Below are 15,179 nucleotides of genomic sequence, written 5' to 3' on the forward strand. Positions count from 1 at the left end.
ATCCCAAGTTTGCTGACTTTTAATGTAATTGCTGCCAGTTTTCAATGACACCCGCTTCAAGCAACCCAATGCGATCGGCCATCAACTCGGCCTCTTTGGGGTCGTGGGTGACCAAAATGGCTGAGACCCCTTCCGACTTCAATACAGACTTCATTTCCAACACCAGTGGGTAACGCGTACTGGAATCCAAACTGGAAAAAGGCTCATCCAATAAAATCAAACCCGGTCGCGGAGCCAAGGCGCGCGCCAACGCAACCCGTTGTTGTTGCCCGCCTGACAACTCATGTGGATAACGTTTAGCCATCTCCTGAGGTAGACGCACCAAATCCAACAACTCGTTCAAACGGTTTTGCTGGTCTTTTTTAGACCAATCGGCAATGCCGAATGTAATATTCTGTTGCACGGTCATATGAGGAAACAGCGCATAATCCTGAAATACCATGCCGATTCCACGCTTCTGAGGTGGCACCAAACACCGGCCTTCACAGAGAACACAGGCTTGATTCAAGTGCACCTCTCCGGATTGTGCACACTGCAACCCGGCAATGGCCCGCAACACAGTGGTCTTGCCGCTGCCACTCTGTCCTAGAATGGCGACAATTTCACCCTGTGGCATATCCATCACAAAGTTTTCCAATATTGGACGCTCTCCCAAAGAGATGCTCAAATCCTTCACTGCCAACATGTCGCAAACTCCACTTTTATCATTAAGCTGCTTAACCTAGGACAATATCTTACAAGCTATAAATACAAACATCAATACAAAAAAGAATTATTATCATTTACAAAACAAATAGGATCACAAACAAACCCCTGCTTTAATTTATACAACCATATGTTATGGGATTGCCTCCCCTTCACCGAGGCACAAAAAACCCGCTATATAAGCGGGTTTCAAACAAAATTAAACAGTTTTTAATTTTATCTTAAATTAGAACGGCACATCATCATCGTCAAAATCATTCGGCACATAGGCCGGTGCCTTTTGAGGCTGAGCCCCCCCCATGGGTTGTTGCGGCTGTTGCGGGGGCTGCATACCGCCTTGATTCATAGGCTGCTGCCCCATCTGGCCGCCCATTGGTGCCGAGGCCGGCTGTTGAAATCCACCTTGCCCCATGCCTGCTTGATTCTGGGCTTGATTCTGCCCACCGCCGAATCCGCTGTTATCGTATGAGGTATCACTGCCTCCTTGACGACCACCCAACATCTGCATGCTGCCAGAGAAGCCATCAATCACCACTTCGGTGCTATAACGGTCCTGGCCGGTATTCTGGTCTTGCCATTTTCGGGTTTGCAATTTACCTTCAAGGTAAACCTGTGAACCTTTTGTCAAATATTGACCGGCGATCTCTGCCAACTTGCCGAAAATAACCACACGATGCCATTCGGTTTTTTCTTGTTTCTGTCCAGTGGACTTATCATTCCACTGTTCGCTTGTGGCGACATTAAGGTTGGCAATGGCATTGCCATTGGCTGAATACTTCACCTCAGGATCTCGACCCAATGTTCCGACTAAAATGACTTTATTTACACCACGCATACCGCTCTCTCTTCCAATTAATTTCTATAATGTTAATGACTGACTTTACTTTGCTGAATGTAGCGAATCAAGGATTCTTCATTCTGTACTTTTCGATCCACCTTAAAGTAGGCGCGCTGCTCTTCCGGCAAGATCACCACTTCATATACACCGTCATAAGCCAATAACTTGTTCTGCAAGTCTTCAATTTCATTCTCAGCCACTTGGCCAACCGGCACCGATGCGATGCTCAGAGGCATGGGTTTCTGCATAGTGGCCGCAGCCAGAAACCAAAGCAACCCGATGATTGAGGTAAACATAAAGACACCATTATAACCATAATGCTGATAAAAATATCCACCGAATAAACCACCCAATGCGGCACCTAAAAACTGGCTGGTTGAATAGACGCCGCTGGCGGTTCCTTTTTTATCGGCCGGCGCCAGCTTGACCACCAAGGAAGGTAAAGAGGCTTCCAATAAATTAAAGGCGGTAAAGAAAATCAACAACAAGAAAAACAACGACCAGAAACCTTCATGGAAGTTCATAAATCCAAGCTGCATCAAAGCCACCACGGCGATCGCTCCTACAAAAACCGGCTTCATACGGTCGCGACTCTCGGCCTGAATAATGAAAGGCACCATCAACACAAACGACAACAGCATGACCGGCAAATAAATATGCCAATGTTGCAAACTATCCAGTCCGGCGCCGTCGCGCAACGCCAAAGGCAACACCACAAACATCGCCGTCAAGATCGCATGCAGTACAAACACCCCAAAATCCAGACGCAACAACTGGGGGTTTTTGAGGATTTCACCAAACTGACTTAGATCGGTTTCGGCTTCGCGTTGGAACGCCTGATTTTGAATTTTGGGCATGGCGAAAAGCACCAGTAAAATTCCGATAATTCCCAACAGGGCGGTGACCCAAAAAATGCCGCGCACACCAAACCAGGCCGACAGAACCGGCCCGGCGATCAGCGACAAGGTAAAGGATAAACCGATGGTGATGCCCACGATCGACATGGCCCTGAGTCGAAATTGTTCACTCACCAGGTCGGCCACCGATGCCATCAACACCGCAGCAACCGCTCCCATGCCCTGCAAGGCGCGCCCTAGGATCATCATTTCAATGGAATCGGCCAAGGCACACATCACGGAACCGGCCATAAACACCAACATTCCAGCAATGATTAAAGGTTTGCGTCCATACTTATCAGACAGCATGCCATAAGGAATCTGCAACAGCGCCTGAGTCAAACCGTAAATACCGATGGCGATACCGATTTGCGTTCCGGTCACCTCTGCAAATTCAGCCTCGGCAAACAAGGCGAACACTGGAAAAATCATAAACAACCCGAGCATACGGGTGGAAAAGATTCCGGCAACGGACAGGGCGGCGCGTTTCTCGGTCGGATTCATAGCGGCGGGAGAGGGTTCAGACATTCAGAAATCCTTAATTTCAGCTTCTTAAGTATGAAAAGGTTCGCTTAGGGAAGCTCCAATTGAATCCGTTTGGATTCTGGCAACGCCAAGTTTGTCAGATCAAGGCGTGAAGTTGCAGTCATGTCTAGACCTTACAAAACTTCACAACGCAGAGATGGCAAATTTGGCTAAGCCCCGCAGAATTTCAAACGGATTCAATCAGAGGTTCCTTAGATAAAGTCGCCAATTATAACACCCCTGTTTGTGACTCACGCTATAATTAAAACTTGTCTTTTTTCACCGGTGATAAACATCGAAAACGCAGCATGAGACACAAATCGTGCATCATCCACCGGCTGAGATTCAAGCAAACAGAAACGCTCACCACGACTTCACTGAAAGGGAACATTATGAGATTCGTACACACCCTGCCCCCAGCATTCACAATCGTCTTGGCCCGCTTGACGGCCAGCCTGATTTTCACTTTAGGTTTCCAGTCGATGGCTTACGCACAAAACGACGACATTCACAGCAAGCCGTTGCATCAAGTTCATTTCAGCATCAGCCAGGCCCAACAACTGGACAATGACGTAGCGGAAATCCGTTTTCGTCATATCGCCCAAGCCCCTTCTGCTGAAGGCGTAATGCAAGAAATCAACCAACACATGCAAGCCGCGCTGAAGGTATTGAAATCTCAGCCGCATATACAATTGCAAACCTCTCCCTATCAAGTCTACCCCGCTTATAACAAACAACAGATCATCACCCATTGGAAAGGCCGGCAGTCATTGATTTTGACGACCGAAAAACTGGCAGGCCTGCCTAAATTGCTGACCCAATTGCAGCCATACCTCAGTTATGAATCGACCCAATTCCGCATTTCGGAAGAGGCCCGCCAGAAAACCCTTGTCAACTTGACCCAACAAGCACTGAAACGTTACCAAAAGCAAGCGGAGCTCATTGCCCAAAGTTTTGGCAAGCCGCATTATCAGCTGGTGAAAACCCAAATTCATTCACCTTCAGCAATTCAGCCCCCGCGACCCTACCTGCAAGCCGCTCGAAGCATGTCGGAAGCCGCGCCGGTGATTGAATCCGGGCAAAGCGAATTACGCATTCAAATTGACGGCACTTTGCAATTAGGCTCCCCGTCGCCCTAAAACCGAACCGGTTCACACGCTTTATCGCCCAACCCCATGTTGCAGATGAGTGACAAGCGTCTCATCTTGTTATAATGGTTTTTTTATTCAAACGACGGACGCACATGCTAGAAGAAATCATTATCCAGGGAGCACGAACCCACAATTTAAAAAACATTGATGTCACCTTGCCGCGTGACAAACTAATTGTGATTACCGGCCTGTCCGGTTCTGGAAAATCCTCCCTGGCATTTGACACCATCTATGCGGAAGGTCAGCGCCGCTATGTGGAATCGCTATCGGCTTACGCCCGTCAATTCCTGTCGATGATGGAAAAGCCTGATGTGGATCACATTGAAGGGCTCTCTCCAGCCATCTCGATCGAGCAAAAATCGACCTCTCACAATCCACGTTCCACCGTCGGAACCGTTACCGAAATTTACGACTACTTGAGACTGCTCTACGCGCGTACCGGCACACCGCGCTGCCCGACCCACCTTTGTGACTTAGAGGCTCAAACCGTCAGCCAAATGGTTGACCATACGCTGACCCTGCCGGAAGGCAGCAAATGCCTGCTGATTGCTCCGGTGGTTCGCGGTAAAAAAGGCGAGCACCACCAGCTGCTGGACGAACTTCAGGCACAAGGCTATATTCGCGCACGTATTGACGGCGTAGTGCATGAACTCGATGGGCAGATCCAACTGGATAAAAACAAGAAACACGACATCGATGTCATCGTTGACCGCTTCAAGGTTCGAGCCGACATCAAACAGCGCCTTGCGGAGTCGTTTGAAACCGCTCTGCGCCTGGCGGACGGAATCGCTCGAGTGCTGCCGATGGATGAATCGGACGATTTTGAACTGCTTTTTTCTGAAAAGTTCTCCTGCCCGCATTGCGGCTATTCGGTTCCGGAACTGGAACCGAGAATCTTCTCCTTCAACAACCCGCACGGCGCCTGCCCAAGTTGCGACGGGCTTGGTGTCAAAGACAACTTTGACCCCAAACGCGTCATCACCCATCCCGAACTGAGTCTCGCCGGAGGGGCAATTCGTGGCTGGGACCGTCGCCATAAATATTATTACGACCTGCTCAAAGCGGTCGCCGACCATTACGAATTCGATGTGGAAACGCCTTGGGAAGAACTTTCCGAGGAACATCGCCAAGTCATCCTCTATGGCTCCGGCACCAAAAAGATTCCGTTACCGCACGGCAAATACAGCGACACCCGCCGTTTTGAAGGGGTCATTCCCAATATGGAACGCCGTTTCGCGGAAACCGAGAGCAAGTCGGTGCGAGATGAGTTGGATAAATATCGTGTCAGCACACTCTGTCCGTCGTGTGAAGGCACTCGTCTGAATACCGCCGCCCGCCATGTTTATATCGCGGACCGCACCCTTCCCTCTTTGACCGAACAACCGATCAATGAACTGCATGAATTCTTTAGCCAGCTTCAACTGGAAGGTGCCAAAGGCAAAATTGCCGACAAAATCATCAAAGAGATACACGAACGCTTGAGCTTTCTGGTCAATGTCGGACTCAATTATTTGACCCTGAGCCGAAGTGCGGAAACCTTGTCTGGTGGTGAGGCCCAGCGAATCAGGCTCGCCAGCCAAATCGGAGCAGGCCTGGTTGGGGTCATGTATGTACTTGACGAACCGTCGATCGGGCTTCACCAGCGCGACAACGATCGCCTATTGGCGACCTTGACCCATCTGCGTGATTTGGGCAATACCGTCATTGTTGTGGAACACGATGAGGACGCCATACGTGCCGCCGATTATGTGTTGGACATTGGCCCCGGAGCCGGTATCCACGGTGGTCGCATCATGGCACAGGGAACGCCGGAAGAGGTGACCAATAACCCGGAATCCCTGACTGGGCAATTCCTCAAAGGCACCCGAAAAATTGAAGTCCCGGGCGAACGCCTGGAACCGAGCAAAAACAAGTGGCTCACAATCAAAGGAGCCAGCGGCAACAACCTGCAAAACGTCACTCTGGAAATCCCAGCAGGCCTGTTGACTTGCGTAACCGGCGTTTCAGGTTCAGGAAAATCGACTCTGATTAACGGAACCCTGTCCAAAATCAGCGCCAACGAACTCAACGGCGCCATGCAAATCACCGCGCCTTACGAATCGGTTGAAGGGCTAGAACATTTCGACAAGGCGGTCAATATCGACCAAAGTGCGATTGGACGCACTCCGCGTTCAAATCCGGCGACCTATACCGGACTGTTCACACCGATTCGTGAACTGCTTGCAGCCACGCCAGAGTCGCGCACCCGTGGTTATACGCCCGGACGTTTCAGTTTTAACGTCAAAGGCGGACGCTGTGAAGCCTGCCAGGGGGACGGCATGATCAAGGTGGAGATGCACTTCCTGCCGGATGTCTACGTGCCTTGCGATGCCTGTCAAGGCGCGCGCTACAATCGAGAAACCCTACAGGTGCAATACAAAGGCAAAAACATTCACGAAATCCTGGAAATGACCGCTGAAGATGCCCGTGCTTTCTTTGATGCCATCCCGGTCATTGCCCGCAAGCTGCAAATGCTGATAGAAGTGGGGCTGGGCTATATCAAACTCGGTCAAAGCGCCACCACCCTGTCCGGCGGTGAAGCGCAACGTGTAAAATTAGCCAAAGAACTCTCCAAACGCGATACCGGCAATACGCTCTACATTCTGGACGAGCCCACCACCGGTCTGCACTTTCATGACATTGAACTGTTGCTCAAAGTGATTCGCCATCTGCGAGATCAGGGAAATACGATTGTCATTATCGAACACAATCTGGATGTCATCAAAACCGCAGACTGGATTGTGGACTTAGGCCCCGAAGGTGGTTCCGGCGGCGGCCAGATCGTCGCCAGCGGCACACCCGAACAGGTGGCCAACACCCCTGAATCCCATACCGGCTATTACCTTAAAAACATGCTCTAAAAACGGGATTATGACACTTAATATTTAAAAACAGGCAGGCCTGCCTGTTTTACAGAAGATTCTGGAAAGTCTATGCATTTAAAATCTCGACGACCAGGCCTGCCGGTTTTGCTGCTGCTCTTTTTTCAAAGTTTACCGAGCCTGGCTGATACGAAACTGAATCAATGGCAAAGCGCCGATTATATTGAAAAAGCCTTTGTGGAAATCGCCTTGAAAAACGAATATCAACAAACCGATTTCAGACTGCTGAAATGGGAAGCTCCAATTCGTTATGTCTTCCAATATCACGGCCTAGCGCCTAACCCAATGATTGAAAACCTATTCGAAGTCCATCTAAAACAATTACAACAGATCACCCAACACCCAATAGAACAGGTTGAAAATGCGGATGACGCCAACCTAAAAATCCTGCTTACACAGGATCAACATTACCGAGCGGACATAGCACGTTTCACCCAGAGCACCATCCCAGATATTGAACGCAACAGCCATTGCATGGGATCTTTTAAAACGGGGGAAAATGGCGCAATTATAAATGCTGTAGTCATATTGCCTGTCGATCACATAATGAGCAGAGGCTTGCTGCCGGCTTGTGTGGTGGAAGAAACCACCCAACTATTGGGATTGCCCAATGATTCAGACTGGGTGGCTCCAAGCATCGCCAACGACAGCAGCAAATTAGACCTGCTCACCGGCTTGGATTACCTGTTTTTGAAGATACTGTACTCGCCCGAATTAAAGGCGGGCATGCCTTTGGATCAAAGCCTGCCAATTATCCGAGCAAGGATACAAAAACTGACAAAGGACGGCACAGTGAAAAATGCCCAGCGTAACGTTAATCAACAGGGCCTGTATCCCATACTTTATTAGCATCCATCTGACACAGTCCTATTGAATTTAGGCAGAATGCTCGGTTGCCGCCAGCTTCTGTATAACGTAGCCGGCCAGCATCAATCCGAAGATACCGGGCATATAACTTGCGGTGCCATTGACAACCCTACCACGGGCACCTTCAATCTCCTCCATTGGCCCTGGCTCTTTTGGCAACTCGGTTGAAAAAACCGTCATCACCCCTTTTTTGATGCCCTGCTTTTTCAACCGTTGACGCATATTGCGTGCAAGCGCACATCCGTGGGTTTTGGAAATATCGGACAAGGCGATCTTGGCAGGATCAATTCGACGTCCAGCCCCCATGCTGGAAGCTACCGGAATGCCTTTTTGCACTGCGGAGGCCACCAAAGCAACCTTACAATTCAAGCTATCGATCGCGTCTATGACATAGTCAAAGTCACCCGCCAACAAGGCATCCATATCGTCTGGGCGTATGAATTGTTTGGAGATGGACACCTGGCAATCGGGATGGATGTCATGAATTCGTTCACGCATCACTTCCGCCTTGTTCTGTCCGATTGAAGAGTGCAAGGCGATGATTTGTCGGTTTAAGTTGGATTCGGAGACATCATCATGATCCACAATAGTCAAACGGCCTACCCCGGCACGGACCAAGGCCTCAATCACAAAACCGCCGACCCCACCGACCCCGGCAACCAATACGTGTGACTGTTTTAAATTATCGATTCCAGCTTGCTGAAAAACCAAAAGACTACGTTCAAAAAGCGCAGACATAGACATTCATTCCTTAACTAAATTAAAAATACGCTGGGCATTGCAGCCGGTAACCTTTTCTATGGAGTCAACCGATTCACCGGTTAAACGTGATACAGCGGATAAAGTCTCTAAGATATCGTATAACTGGGCTTGATCCTGTCCAGGCACGATGACATTAGGGGCATCCGTTTCCAGAACCAAGGACTTGCTTCCAAAGTGACTGACCAATTGATGATAACGCCGTGCATTAGAACGTAATATAACTGCATTAACACCAAATAACAGCCCTAAATCAAGATAGGCTTGTGCAATCTGAATACTGGCGCCCAATCCATGTAGAACACCTTTCACAGGATATTGCTTGAGCAAGGCCAACATTTCATTATGCGCTTTATAAACATGCAATGACACCGGTAAATCAAAGCGCAAAGCCAACTTAAGTTGAAGTTCAAAGATTTCAAGCTGTAGCGATTTAGTATTCGCATAATCCTTCGAAAAGTCTAAACCAATTTCACCCAATGCATGGATAGACTCGTTTTCCAAAAGGCTTTCTAAATGCACGAGTGAAGAGAAACTGTTGTGATCGACGAACCAGGGATGCAAACCAAGGGCTGGAAATACGTTAGGATACTGGCTAGAAAGCCTTAAGACTGTACTCCAGTTTTGCAGAGAAGTTCCCATCGTAAGATAATGATGGTTTGAGTTGAGCTGAGCAGATAATTCATCGGCCGTAAAGGCGTCTAAATGACAGTGCGTATCAAAGATCATAAAATTTAAGCCAAAAAAAAGCCGGTAAAACCGGCTTTTTTATATCGTTATAGCTTATTCTGCTGAATCGTTAGCGTCCGTGACCGGACGATCTACCAACTCAACAATAGCCATTGGCGCATTATCACCAGGACGGAAACCACATTTCAAAACGCGGATGTATCCACCTGGACGAGCTTGGTAACGTGGACCTAACTCTGAAAATAACTTACCAACTGCTGCTTTATCACCTAAACGTGCAAAAGCGATACGACGGTTATGAACACTGTCTTCTTTTGCAAGTGTAATCAAAGGCTCAGCCACTGTACGAAGTTCTTTTGCCTTAGCAACCGTAGTACGAATCACTTCGTGCTCAAATAGTGAAGCAGACATGTTTTTAAACATTGCCTTTCGGTGTGAGCTATTACGATTAAACTTACGACCTGATTTACCATGACGCATGATAGCTTCCTTATATTATACTGACTCTTTGCTCACCAAGCTTGCTGGTGGCCAGTTTTCTAATTTAGTTCCCAAACCTAAACCTCTTTGGGCAAGAACGTCTTTAATTTCCTGCAAAGATTTTTTACCTAGGTTAGGTGTTTTCAATAAGTGTGTTTCAGAACGTTGAACTAAATCACCAATGTAGTAGATTTGTTCTGCTTTCAAGCAGTTTGCTGAACGCACAGTCAACTCAAGATCATCAACCGGTTGCAAGAAGATAGGATCAAACTCGTTCTCTTCTTCTTCTGGTGCGGCAACTTCTTTATGCTTAAGATCAACGAACGCATTCAATTGATAGTGCAATACAGTAGCGGCTTGTTTGATCGCATCTTCAGGATCCAAAGTTCCATCCGTTACGACATCAATGATCAATTTATCCAAGTCTGTACGCTGTTCCACACGTGCATTCTGAACTTCATAACTCACAGTATGAACAGGACTGAAACTGGCATCAAGCTTTAAGCTTCCAATTTGGGTTGATTCTGTTTCTGACTGAATAGCTGGACGGTACCCAATACCGGTCTCAACTTTCAGTCTCATGTTCAACTCAGCCCCTTCACTCACATGCGCAATGATGTGATCAGGATTTGCAATCTCTACATCATGATCAACTTCTATGTCTGATGCACGAACAACTGCTGGTCCTTTTTTATGTAAAGTCAATTCTGCACTGCTTTTCGCGTTCAGTTTTACAGAAACTTCTTTTAGATTCAGAAGAATTTCTAAAACATCTTCTCTGACACCCTCAATAGATGAATATTCATGAAGAACTCCATCAATTTGGGTTTCTACAATCGCAGCACCAGGCATAGAAGATAACAAAATACGACGTAATGCATTTCCCAGTGTATGACCAAAACCTCTTTCCAGAGGTTCTAAAGTTACACGACTGTGAAAATCTGATCGTCTTTGAATATCTACTAAACGAGGTGTTAACAGCTGTTCTAACATCTCTTGCATTAGAAGTTATCTCCGTTTGAAAGTATTACTTAGAGTAAAGCTCAACAATTAGGTTTTCAGAAATGTCTGCAGATAGATCTGAACGATCTGGCACAGATTTGAAGATTCCTTCAAATTTAGTGCTATCTACTTCAACCCAACCTACCGTACTGGACTGAGCACTTAATTCAAGTGCAGACGCGATGCGGCTTTGGTTACGAGCTTTCTCTCTAATAGTAATGGTATCGCCCGCAGTCACTTCATAAGAAGGAATGTTTACAGTCTGACCATTCACTAAAATAGCTTTGTGAGAAACTAACTGACGCGCTTCTGAACGAGTAGAAGCAAAGCCCATACGATAAACAACGTTATCTAAACGGCTTTCAAGAATCTGTAGCAAGTTGACACCTGTTGATCCTTTACGACGGTCCGCTTCTTTATAGTAAAGACGGAACTTCTTCTCAAGTACACCATACATACGACGTACTTTTTGTTTTTCACGTAACTGTAAACCATATTCAGTTACACGCTTACGACCTGCACCGTGTTGACCAGGTAGTTGATCGATTTTACATTTTGATTCGATGCTACGAACACCGCTTTTCAAAAATAAATCAGTACCTTCACGACGGGCAAGTTTACACTTTGGTCCAATATATCTAGCCATGTTTACCTCAAATATTAAACGCGACGTTTTTTAGGTGGTCGGCAACCGTTGTGTGGGATTGGAGTTACGTCTGCAATAGCCGTAATCTTGAATCCTGCACTATGTAAACCACGAACAGCTGAGTCACGACCAGGTCCTGGACCTTTAACCATAACTTCCATATTCTTGACACCATAGTCATGAGCCATTTGACCGGCTCTTTCTGCTGCAACCTGTGCTGCGAATGGTGTACTTTTACGTGATCCGCGGAAACCACTTCCACCAGAAGTTGCCCAACATAAAGTGTTACCTTGACGATCTGTAATCGTCACGATGGTGTTGTTGAAAGTTGCATGTACATGCGCTACAGCGTCTGTAACGACGTGTTTGACTTTCTTTTTTACACGCGAATTTGCTTTTGCCATATCTACTCTCGCAATTATGCGTTATCTCTTAATCGGTCTTACTGGACCTTTACGAGTACGTGCATTAGTTTTTGTACGTTGTCCACGTAAAGGCAGACTACGACGGTGACGGATACCACGGTAACAACCCATGTCCATTAATCGCTTAATGTTCATAGAGACATCACGTCGTAAATCACCTTCAATTTTATACTTTTGTACTTCTGAACGAAGTGCTTCTAACTGATCTTCAGTTAGCTCTCTAACCTTAGTGGTTGGATCCACGTTAACAGTCGAACAAATTGCTTTTGAAATAGTTGATCCAATCCCGTAGATTGAAGTCAACCCAATAACAACATGCTTGTTAACTGGTATGTTTACGCCGGCAATACGAGCCATTTTGACGCTCCCTTAAATTCCATCTACTGAAAAACAGAGCATTATACTCGTTTTCCAAATCAATTACTAGATAAATAACAGTAAGTTATTTTCCTTTAAATTTTGCTTTTTTCATCATGCCTTCATACTGGGTAGATTGCATTTGCGCTTGAACTTGGGTCATGAAATCCATAACCACAATCACAATGATCAGCAATGATGTTCCTCCAAAATAGAAAGGGACATTCCAGTAAAGAATTAAAAATTCTGGCAATAAACAAACAGCCGTAATATAAATCGCACCTGCTAGAGTCAATCGACCCATAATGCCATCAATATGTCGTGCAGTTTGTGGACCTGGACGAATACCAGGCAAATATGCACCCGATTTTCTTAAGTTATCTGCTGTTTCATTAGGATTAAATACGATCGCCGTATAAAAGAAACAGAAGAAAATAATCGCTAATGCATACAACAAAATATACAGTGGCTGACCAGGAGACATTGTGGTTGCAATGTCTTTCAACCAACCCATATTCTCAGCGGTACCAAACCAACCACCCAAGGTAGCCGGGAATAAGATAATGCTAGAGGCGAATATAGGAGGAATAACACCTGCCATGTTTAACTTCAAAGGCAGATGGCTTTCTTGACCACCGTACAGTTTACGACCACGCATTTTTTGAGCATAGTGAACAGGAATACGTCTTTGACCCCTTTCAACAAAAACAACAAATGCAATAACCGCAAAAATCAGAGCAAGTAAAACAAATACAGTAATAGCATGTAATGCACCTGTATTTACTTGTTCAAACGTACCGCCTAACGCAGAAGGTAACCCAGCTACGATACCGGCAAAAATGATTAATGAAATACCATTCCCAATTCCACGTTCGGTGATTTGCTCACCCAACCACATCAAGAAAATGGTTCCACCAACCAATGTCGTAACCGCAGTCAACTTAAATAAGAAACCTGGGTCTACAACGACAGACATACCATTTATATTTTGTGACTCTAACGCCACTGCAACACCTAGTCCCTGGAAGGTAGCTAAAACTACCGTACCCATTCGAGTGTATTGAGTTATTTTGCGACGTCCGTGCTCACCTTCCTTTTTAAGCTGTTCCAATTTTGGTGAAACAACCGTCAAAAGCTGCATGATAATCGATGCAGAGATGTAAGGCATGATCCCTAAAGCAAAAATTGAGAGACGCTCAAGGGCACCACCTGAGAACATGTTAAACATGTCTAGGATGGTACCCTTTTGCTGTTCAAACATTGCTGCCAAGGCGACTGGATCAATAGATGGCACAGGAATATGTGTACCTAAACGGTAAACAATTAGAGCACCTAAAACAAATAATATTTTGTTTTTCAGATCACTCATGGCGTTGGATGCAATTGAACTAGTCATAAAGATTAATCTTCGATTGACCCGCCAGCTGCCTCAATTGCAGCTTTAGCACCAGCTGTCGCTTTGATTCCAGACAATTTTACTGCTTTAGTAATTTCGCCAGAGTTCACAACTTTAACTGATTTAATCTTTTCGCCAATTAGATCAGCTGCCTTCAAGGCTGCTAGATCAACGACATCCGCTTCGACTTTAGAAAGGGTGTCTAAACGAATCTCGGTAACATATGACGCTTTACGTGAAGAGAAACCTAATTTAGGCAATCTTCTCTGTAAAGGCATTTGTCCACCTTCAAAACCGATTTTAGGCATACCACCTGAGCGAGACTTTTGACCTTTATGACCACGTCCACCCATTTTACCTAAACCAGAACCTTGACCACGTCCAACGCGCTTTCTAACAGACTTAGAACCTTCTGCTGGTTTTAGAGTATTTAAATGCATTTTAAGCTTCCTCAACCTTTAGCAAGTAGGATACCTTATTGATCATCCCACGATTTTCTGGAGTGTCAATAACGGCAACTGTTTGGTGCATTCTTCTCAGACCAAGGCCAGACACACATGCTTTATGTGCTGGCAAACGCCCAATCGTACTTTTCACCAATGTCACTTTTACATATTTATTATCTGACATTTTACTCACCTAAAATCTCTTCTAGAGTTTTGCCACGCTTAGCAGCGATTTTCTCTGGGCTGCTCATGCTGGTTAAAGCATTAACAGTACTGCGAACAACGTTAACAGGACGAGTGGTACCAACGCATTTAGACAATACGTTTTTAACACCCGCTGCTTCTAACACTGCACGCATTGCACCACCGGCAATGACTCCAGTACCTTCAGAGGCAGGCAACATTACAATGTTAGCTGCACCCTGCTTGTAATTAATTGGATATTGAAGAGTACCATTATTAAGAGGTACATCCTTCATGTTACGACGTGCTTTTTCCATTGCTTTTTTGATCGCAACTGGTACTTCACTGGCTTTACCACTTCCATAACCAACTCGACCTTCACCATCACCGACAACGGCAAGTGCTGAGAAACCGAATACACGACCACCTTTTACAACTTTAGCAAGACGGCGAACGGAGACTAGCTTTTCAACTAGACCATCTTGTCCATCTTGTAATTCACGTGAAGACATAATTCATCCTTCCTTTAAAATTCAAGACCGCTTTCACGGGCTGATTCTGCTAATTGTTGTACACGTCCATGATATTTGAATCCAGAACGGTCGAATGCAACTTTGGTAACACCCGCTGCTTTTGCTTTTTCAGCGATCGCTTTACCAACAATTTGAGCAGCTTCTTTATTACCAGTGTTGCTGACTTCTTTTTTAATGTCCGCTTGTACAGTAGAGCTAGAAGCAATTACATCAGCACCATTAGCTGAGATTAATTGAGCGTAAATATGTTGAGAAGTACGATAGATACACAAACGTGGAACTTCCAACTCTCTAATTTTAGCTCTTGTTTTCTTCGCTCTACGAAGACGGGCTGCTTTCTTATCCATAATTACTTCCAG

Annotated in this window: 18 protein-coding genes; 3 read left to right on the forward strand and 15 right to left on the reverse strand. The window is 46.0% G+C overall.

The window, feature by feature from the left end; translation table 11 throughout:
- Positions 1 to 19: 19 nt before the first annotated feature.
- The 3 genes from B076_RS0110370 to B076_RS0110380 form a co-directional block, all read right to left on the reverse strand.
- Positions 20 to 685, reverse strand: a complete 666-nt coding sequence (locus B076_RS0110370) for an ABC transporter ATP-binding protein (RefSeq protein WP_028487255.1) — start codon at positions 683 to 685, stop codon at positions 20 to 22.
- 246 nt (positions 686 to 931) lie between these two features.
- Positions 932 to 1,540, reverse strand: a complete 609-nt coding sequence (gene ssb / locus B076_RS0110375; protein ID WP_028487256.1) for a single-stranded DNA-binding protein — start codon at positions 1,538 to 1,540, stop codon at positions 932 to 934.
- 32 nt (positions 1,541 to 1,572) lie between these two features.
- Positions 1,573 to 2,967 (reverse strand): MFS transporter, encoded by a 1,395-nt coding sequence (locus tag B076_RS0110380; RefSeq protein WP_028487257.1) that lies wholly within the window; start codon positions 2,965 to 2,967, stop codon positions 1,573 to 1,575.
- Between the two features lie 389 nt (positions 2,968 to 3,356).
- Here B076_RS0110380 and B076_RS0110385 point away from each other — a divergent pair, with 389 nt between their 5' ends.
- The 3 genes from B076_RS0110385 to B076_RS0110395 all read left to right on the forward strand — a co-directional run bounded on the left by B076_RS0110385 (position 3,357) and on the right by B076_RS0110395 (position 7,885).
- Positions 3,357 to 4,103: an SIMPL domain-containing protein gene (locus B076_RS0110385; RefSeq protein ID WP_028487258.1), complete on the forward strand. Its 747-nt coding sequence runs from the start codon at positions 3,357 to 3,359 to the stop codon at positions 4,101 to 4,103.
- 104 nt (positions 4,104 to 4,207) lie between these two features.
- Positions 4,208 to 7,015 (forward strand): excinuclease ABC subunit UvrA, encoded by a 2,808-nt coding sequence (uvrA, locus tag B076_RS0110390; RefSeq protein WP_028487259.1) that lies wholly within the window; start codon positions 4,208 to 4,210, stop codon positions 7,013 to 7,015.
- Between the two features lie 72 nt (positions 7,016 to 7,087).
- Positions 7,088 to 7,885: a DUF2927 domain-containing protein gene (locus tag B076_RS0110395; protein WP_051347305.1), complete on the forward strand. Its 798-nt coding sequence runs from the start codon at positions 7,088 to 7,090 to the stop codon at positions 7,883 to 7,885.
- 27 nt (positions 7,886 to 7,912) lie between these two features.
- On the opposite strand, the gene B076_RS0110400 is transcribed toward B076_RS0110395, so the two are convergent.
- The 12 genes from B076_RS0110400 to rplR all read right to left on the reverse strand — a co-directional run bounded on the left by B076_RS0110400 (position 7,913) and on the right by rplR (position 15,167).
- A complete protein-coding gene (locus B076_RS0110400) occupies positions 7,913 to 8,641 on the reverse strand; it encodes a tRNA threonylcarbamoyladenosine dehydratase (protein ID WP_407635174.1) in 729 nt (242 codons plus the stop codon).
- A 6-nt stretch (positions 8,642 to 8,647) separates the two neighbouring features.
- Positions 8,648 to 9,391 carry a TatD family hydrolase gene (locus B076_RS12735; protein ID WP_028487262.1) on the reverse strand — a complete coding sequence of 248 codons (744 nt, stop codon included), beginning with the start codon at positions 9,389 to 9,391 and terminating at the stop codon, positions 8,648 to 8,650.
- Positions 9,392 to 9,445: 54 nt separating this feature from the next.
- Positions 9,446 to 9,832, reverse strand: coding sequence for a 50S ribosomal protein L17 (gene rplQ / locus B076_RS0110410; protein WP_028487263.1), 387 nt, complete (start codon positions 9,830 to 9,832; stop codon positions 9,446 to 9,448).
- A 15-nt stretch (positions 9,833 to 9,847) separates the two neighbouring features.
- A complete protein-coding gene (locus tag B076_RS0110415; protein WP_028487264.1) occupies positions 9,848 to 10,834 on the reverse strand; it encodes a DNA-directed RNA polymerase subunit alpha in 987 nt (328 codons plus the stop codon).
- 25 nt (positions 10,835 to 10,859) lie between these two features.
- Positions 10,860 to 11,480 carry a 30S ribosomal protein S4 gene (gene rpsD, locus B076_RS0110420; protein WP_028487265.1) on the reverse strand — a complete coding sequence of 207 codons (621 nt, stop codon included), beginning with the start codon at positions 11,478 to 11,480 and terminating at the stop codon, positions 10,860 to 10,862.
- A gap of 14 nt (positions 11,481 to 11,494) precedes the next feature.
- Positions 11,495 to 11,884, reverse strand: coding sequence for a 30S ribosomal protein S11 (gene rpsK / locus B076_RS0110425; RefSeq protein ID WP_028487266.1), 390 nt, complete (start codon positions 11,882 to 11,884; stop codon positions 11,495 to 11,497).
- A 21-nt stretch (positions 11,885 to 11,905) separates the two neighbouring features.
- Positions 11,906 to 12,262 (reverse strand): 30S ribosomal protein S13, encoded by a 357-nt coding sequence (gene rpsM, locus B076_RS0110430; protein ID WP_028487267.1) that lies wholly within the window; start codon positions 12,260 to 12,262, stop codon positions 11,906 to 11,908.
- Between the two features lie 85 nt (positions 12,263 to 12,347).
- Positions 12,348 to 13,658 carry a preprotein translocase subunit SecY gene (secY, locus tag B076_RS0110435; RefSeq protein ID WP_028487268.1) on the reverse strand — a complete coding sequence of 437 codons (1,311 nt, stop codon included), beginning with the start codon at positions 13,656 to 13,658 and terminating at the stop codon, positions 12,348 to 12,350.
- Positions 13,659 to 13,663: 5 nt separating this feature from the next.
- A complete protein-coding gene (rplO, locus tag B076_RS0110440; RefSeq protein ID WP_028487269.1) occupies positions 13,664 to 14,098 on the reverse strand; it encodes a 50S ribosomal protein L15 in 435 nt (144 codons plus the stop codon).
- Position 14,099: 1 nt separating this feature from the next.
- Positions 14,100 to 14,288 (reverse strand): 50S ribosomal protein L30, encoded by a 189-nt coding sequence (rpmD, locus tag B076_RS12740; RefSeq protein ID WP_038150541.1) that lies wholly within the window; start codon positions 14,286 to 14,288, stop codon positions 14,100 to 14,102.
- A gap of 1 nt (position 14,289) precedes the next feature.
- Positions 14,290 to 14,799, reverse strand: a complete 510-nt coding sequence (gene rpsE, locus B076_RS0110445) for a 30S ribosomal protein S5 (protein WP_028487270.1) — start codon at positions 14,797 to 14,799, stop codon at positions 14,290 to 14,292.
- A 14-nt stretch (positions 14,800 to 14,813) separates the two neighbouring features.
- On the reverse strand, positions 14,814 to 15,167 hold the full coding sequence (gene rplR, locus B076_RS0110450; RefSeq protein WP_028487271.1) for a 50S ribosomal protein L18: 354 nt from the start codon (positions 15,165 to 15,167) through the stop codon (positions 14,814 to 14,816).
- Between the last annotated feature and the right edge of the window lie 12 nt (positions 15,168 to 15,179).

It is taken from the genome of Thiomicrorhabdus chilensis DSM 12352, from assembly GCF_000483485.1.
Taxonomy (GTDB): Bacteria; Pseudomonadota; Gammaproteobacteria; order Thiomicrospirales; family Thiomicrospiraceae; genus Thiomicrorhabdus; species Thiomicrorhabdus chilensis.

What these genes read in the sequence shown, in the direction of transcription:
- rpsK (WP_028487266.1), bottom strand. Translation starts at nt 11,884, where the DNA reads ATGGCAAAAGCAAATTCGCGTGTAAAAAAGAAAGTCAAACACGTCGTT.
- secY (WP_028487268.1), bottom strand. Translation starts at nt 13,658, where the DNA reads ATGACTAGTTCAATTGCATCCAACGCCATGAGTGATCTGAAAAACAAA.
- B076_RS0110395 (WP_051347305.1), top strand. Translation starts at nt 7,088, where the DNA reads ATGCATTTAAAATCTCGACGACCAGGCCTGCCGGTTTTGCTGCTGCTC.
- rplO (WP_028487269.1), bottom strand. Translation starts at nt 14,098, where the DNA reads ATGCATTTAAATACTCTAAAACCAGCAGAAGGTTCTAAGTCTGTTAGA.
- B076_RS0110380 (WP_028487257.1), bottom strand. Translation starts at nt 2,967, where the DNA reads ATGTCTGAACCCTCTCCCGCCGCTATGAATCCGACCGAGAAACGCGCC.
- rplQ (WP_028487263.1), bottom strand. Translation starts at nt 9,832, where the DNA reads ATGCGTCATGGTAAATCAGGTCGTAAGTTTAATCGTAATAGCTCACAC.
- rpsD (WP_028487265.1), bottom strand. Translation starts at nt 11,480, where the DNA reads ATGGCTAGATATATTGGACCAAAGTGTAAACTTGCCCGTCGTGAAGGT.
- rplR (WP_028487271.1), bottom strand. Translation starts at nt 15,167, where the DNA reads ATGGATAAGAAAGCAGCCCGTCTTCGTAGAGCGAAGAAAACAAGAGCT.
- uvrA (WP_028487259.1), top strand. Translation starts at nt 4,208, where the DNA reads ATGCTAGAAGAAATCATTATCCAGGGAGCACGAACCCACAATTTAAAA.
- B076_RS0110385 (WP_028487258.1), top strand. Translation starts at nt 3,357, where the DNA reads ATGAGATTCGTACACACCCTGCCCCCAGCATTCACAATCGTCTTGGCC.
- ssb (WP_028487256.1), bottom strand. Translation starts at nt 1,540, where the DNA reads ATGCGTGGTGTAAATAAAGTCATTTTAGTCGGAACATTGGGTCGAGAT.
- rpmD (WP_038150541.1), bottom strand. Translation starts at nt 14,288, where the DNA reads ATGTCAGATAATAAATATGTAAAAGTGACATTGGTGAAAAGTACGATT.
- B076_RS0110400 (WP_407635174.1), bottom strand. Translation starts at nt 8,641, where the DNA reads ATGTCTGCGCTTTTTGAACGTAGTCTTTTGGTTTTTCAGCAAGCTGGA.
- rpsE (WP_028487270.1), bottom strand. Translation starts at nt 14,799, where the DNA reads ATGTCTTCACGTGAATTACAAGATGGACAAGATGGTCTAGTTGAAAAG.
- B076_RS0110370 (WP_028487255.1), bottom strand. Translation starts at nt 685, where the DNA reads ATGTTGGCAGTGAAGGATTTGAGCATCTCTTTGGGAGAGCGTCCAATA.
- B076_RS12735 (WP_028487262.1), bottom strand. Translation starts at nt 9,391, where the DNA reads ATGATCTTTGATACGCACTGTCATTTAGACGCCTTTACGGCCGATGAA.
- rpsM (WP_028487267.1), bottom strand. Translation starts at nt 12,262, where the DNA reads ATGGCTCGTATTGCCGGCGTAAACATACCAGTTAACAAGCATGTTGTT.
- B076_RS0110415 (WP_028487264.1), bottom strand. Translation starts at nt 10,834, where the DNA reads ATGCAAGAGATGTTAGAACAGCTGTTAACACCTCGTTTAGTAGATATT.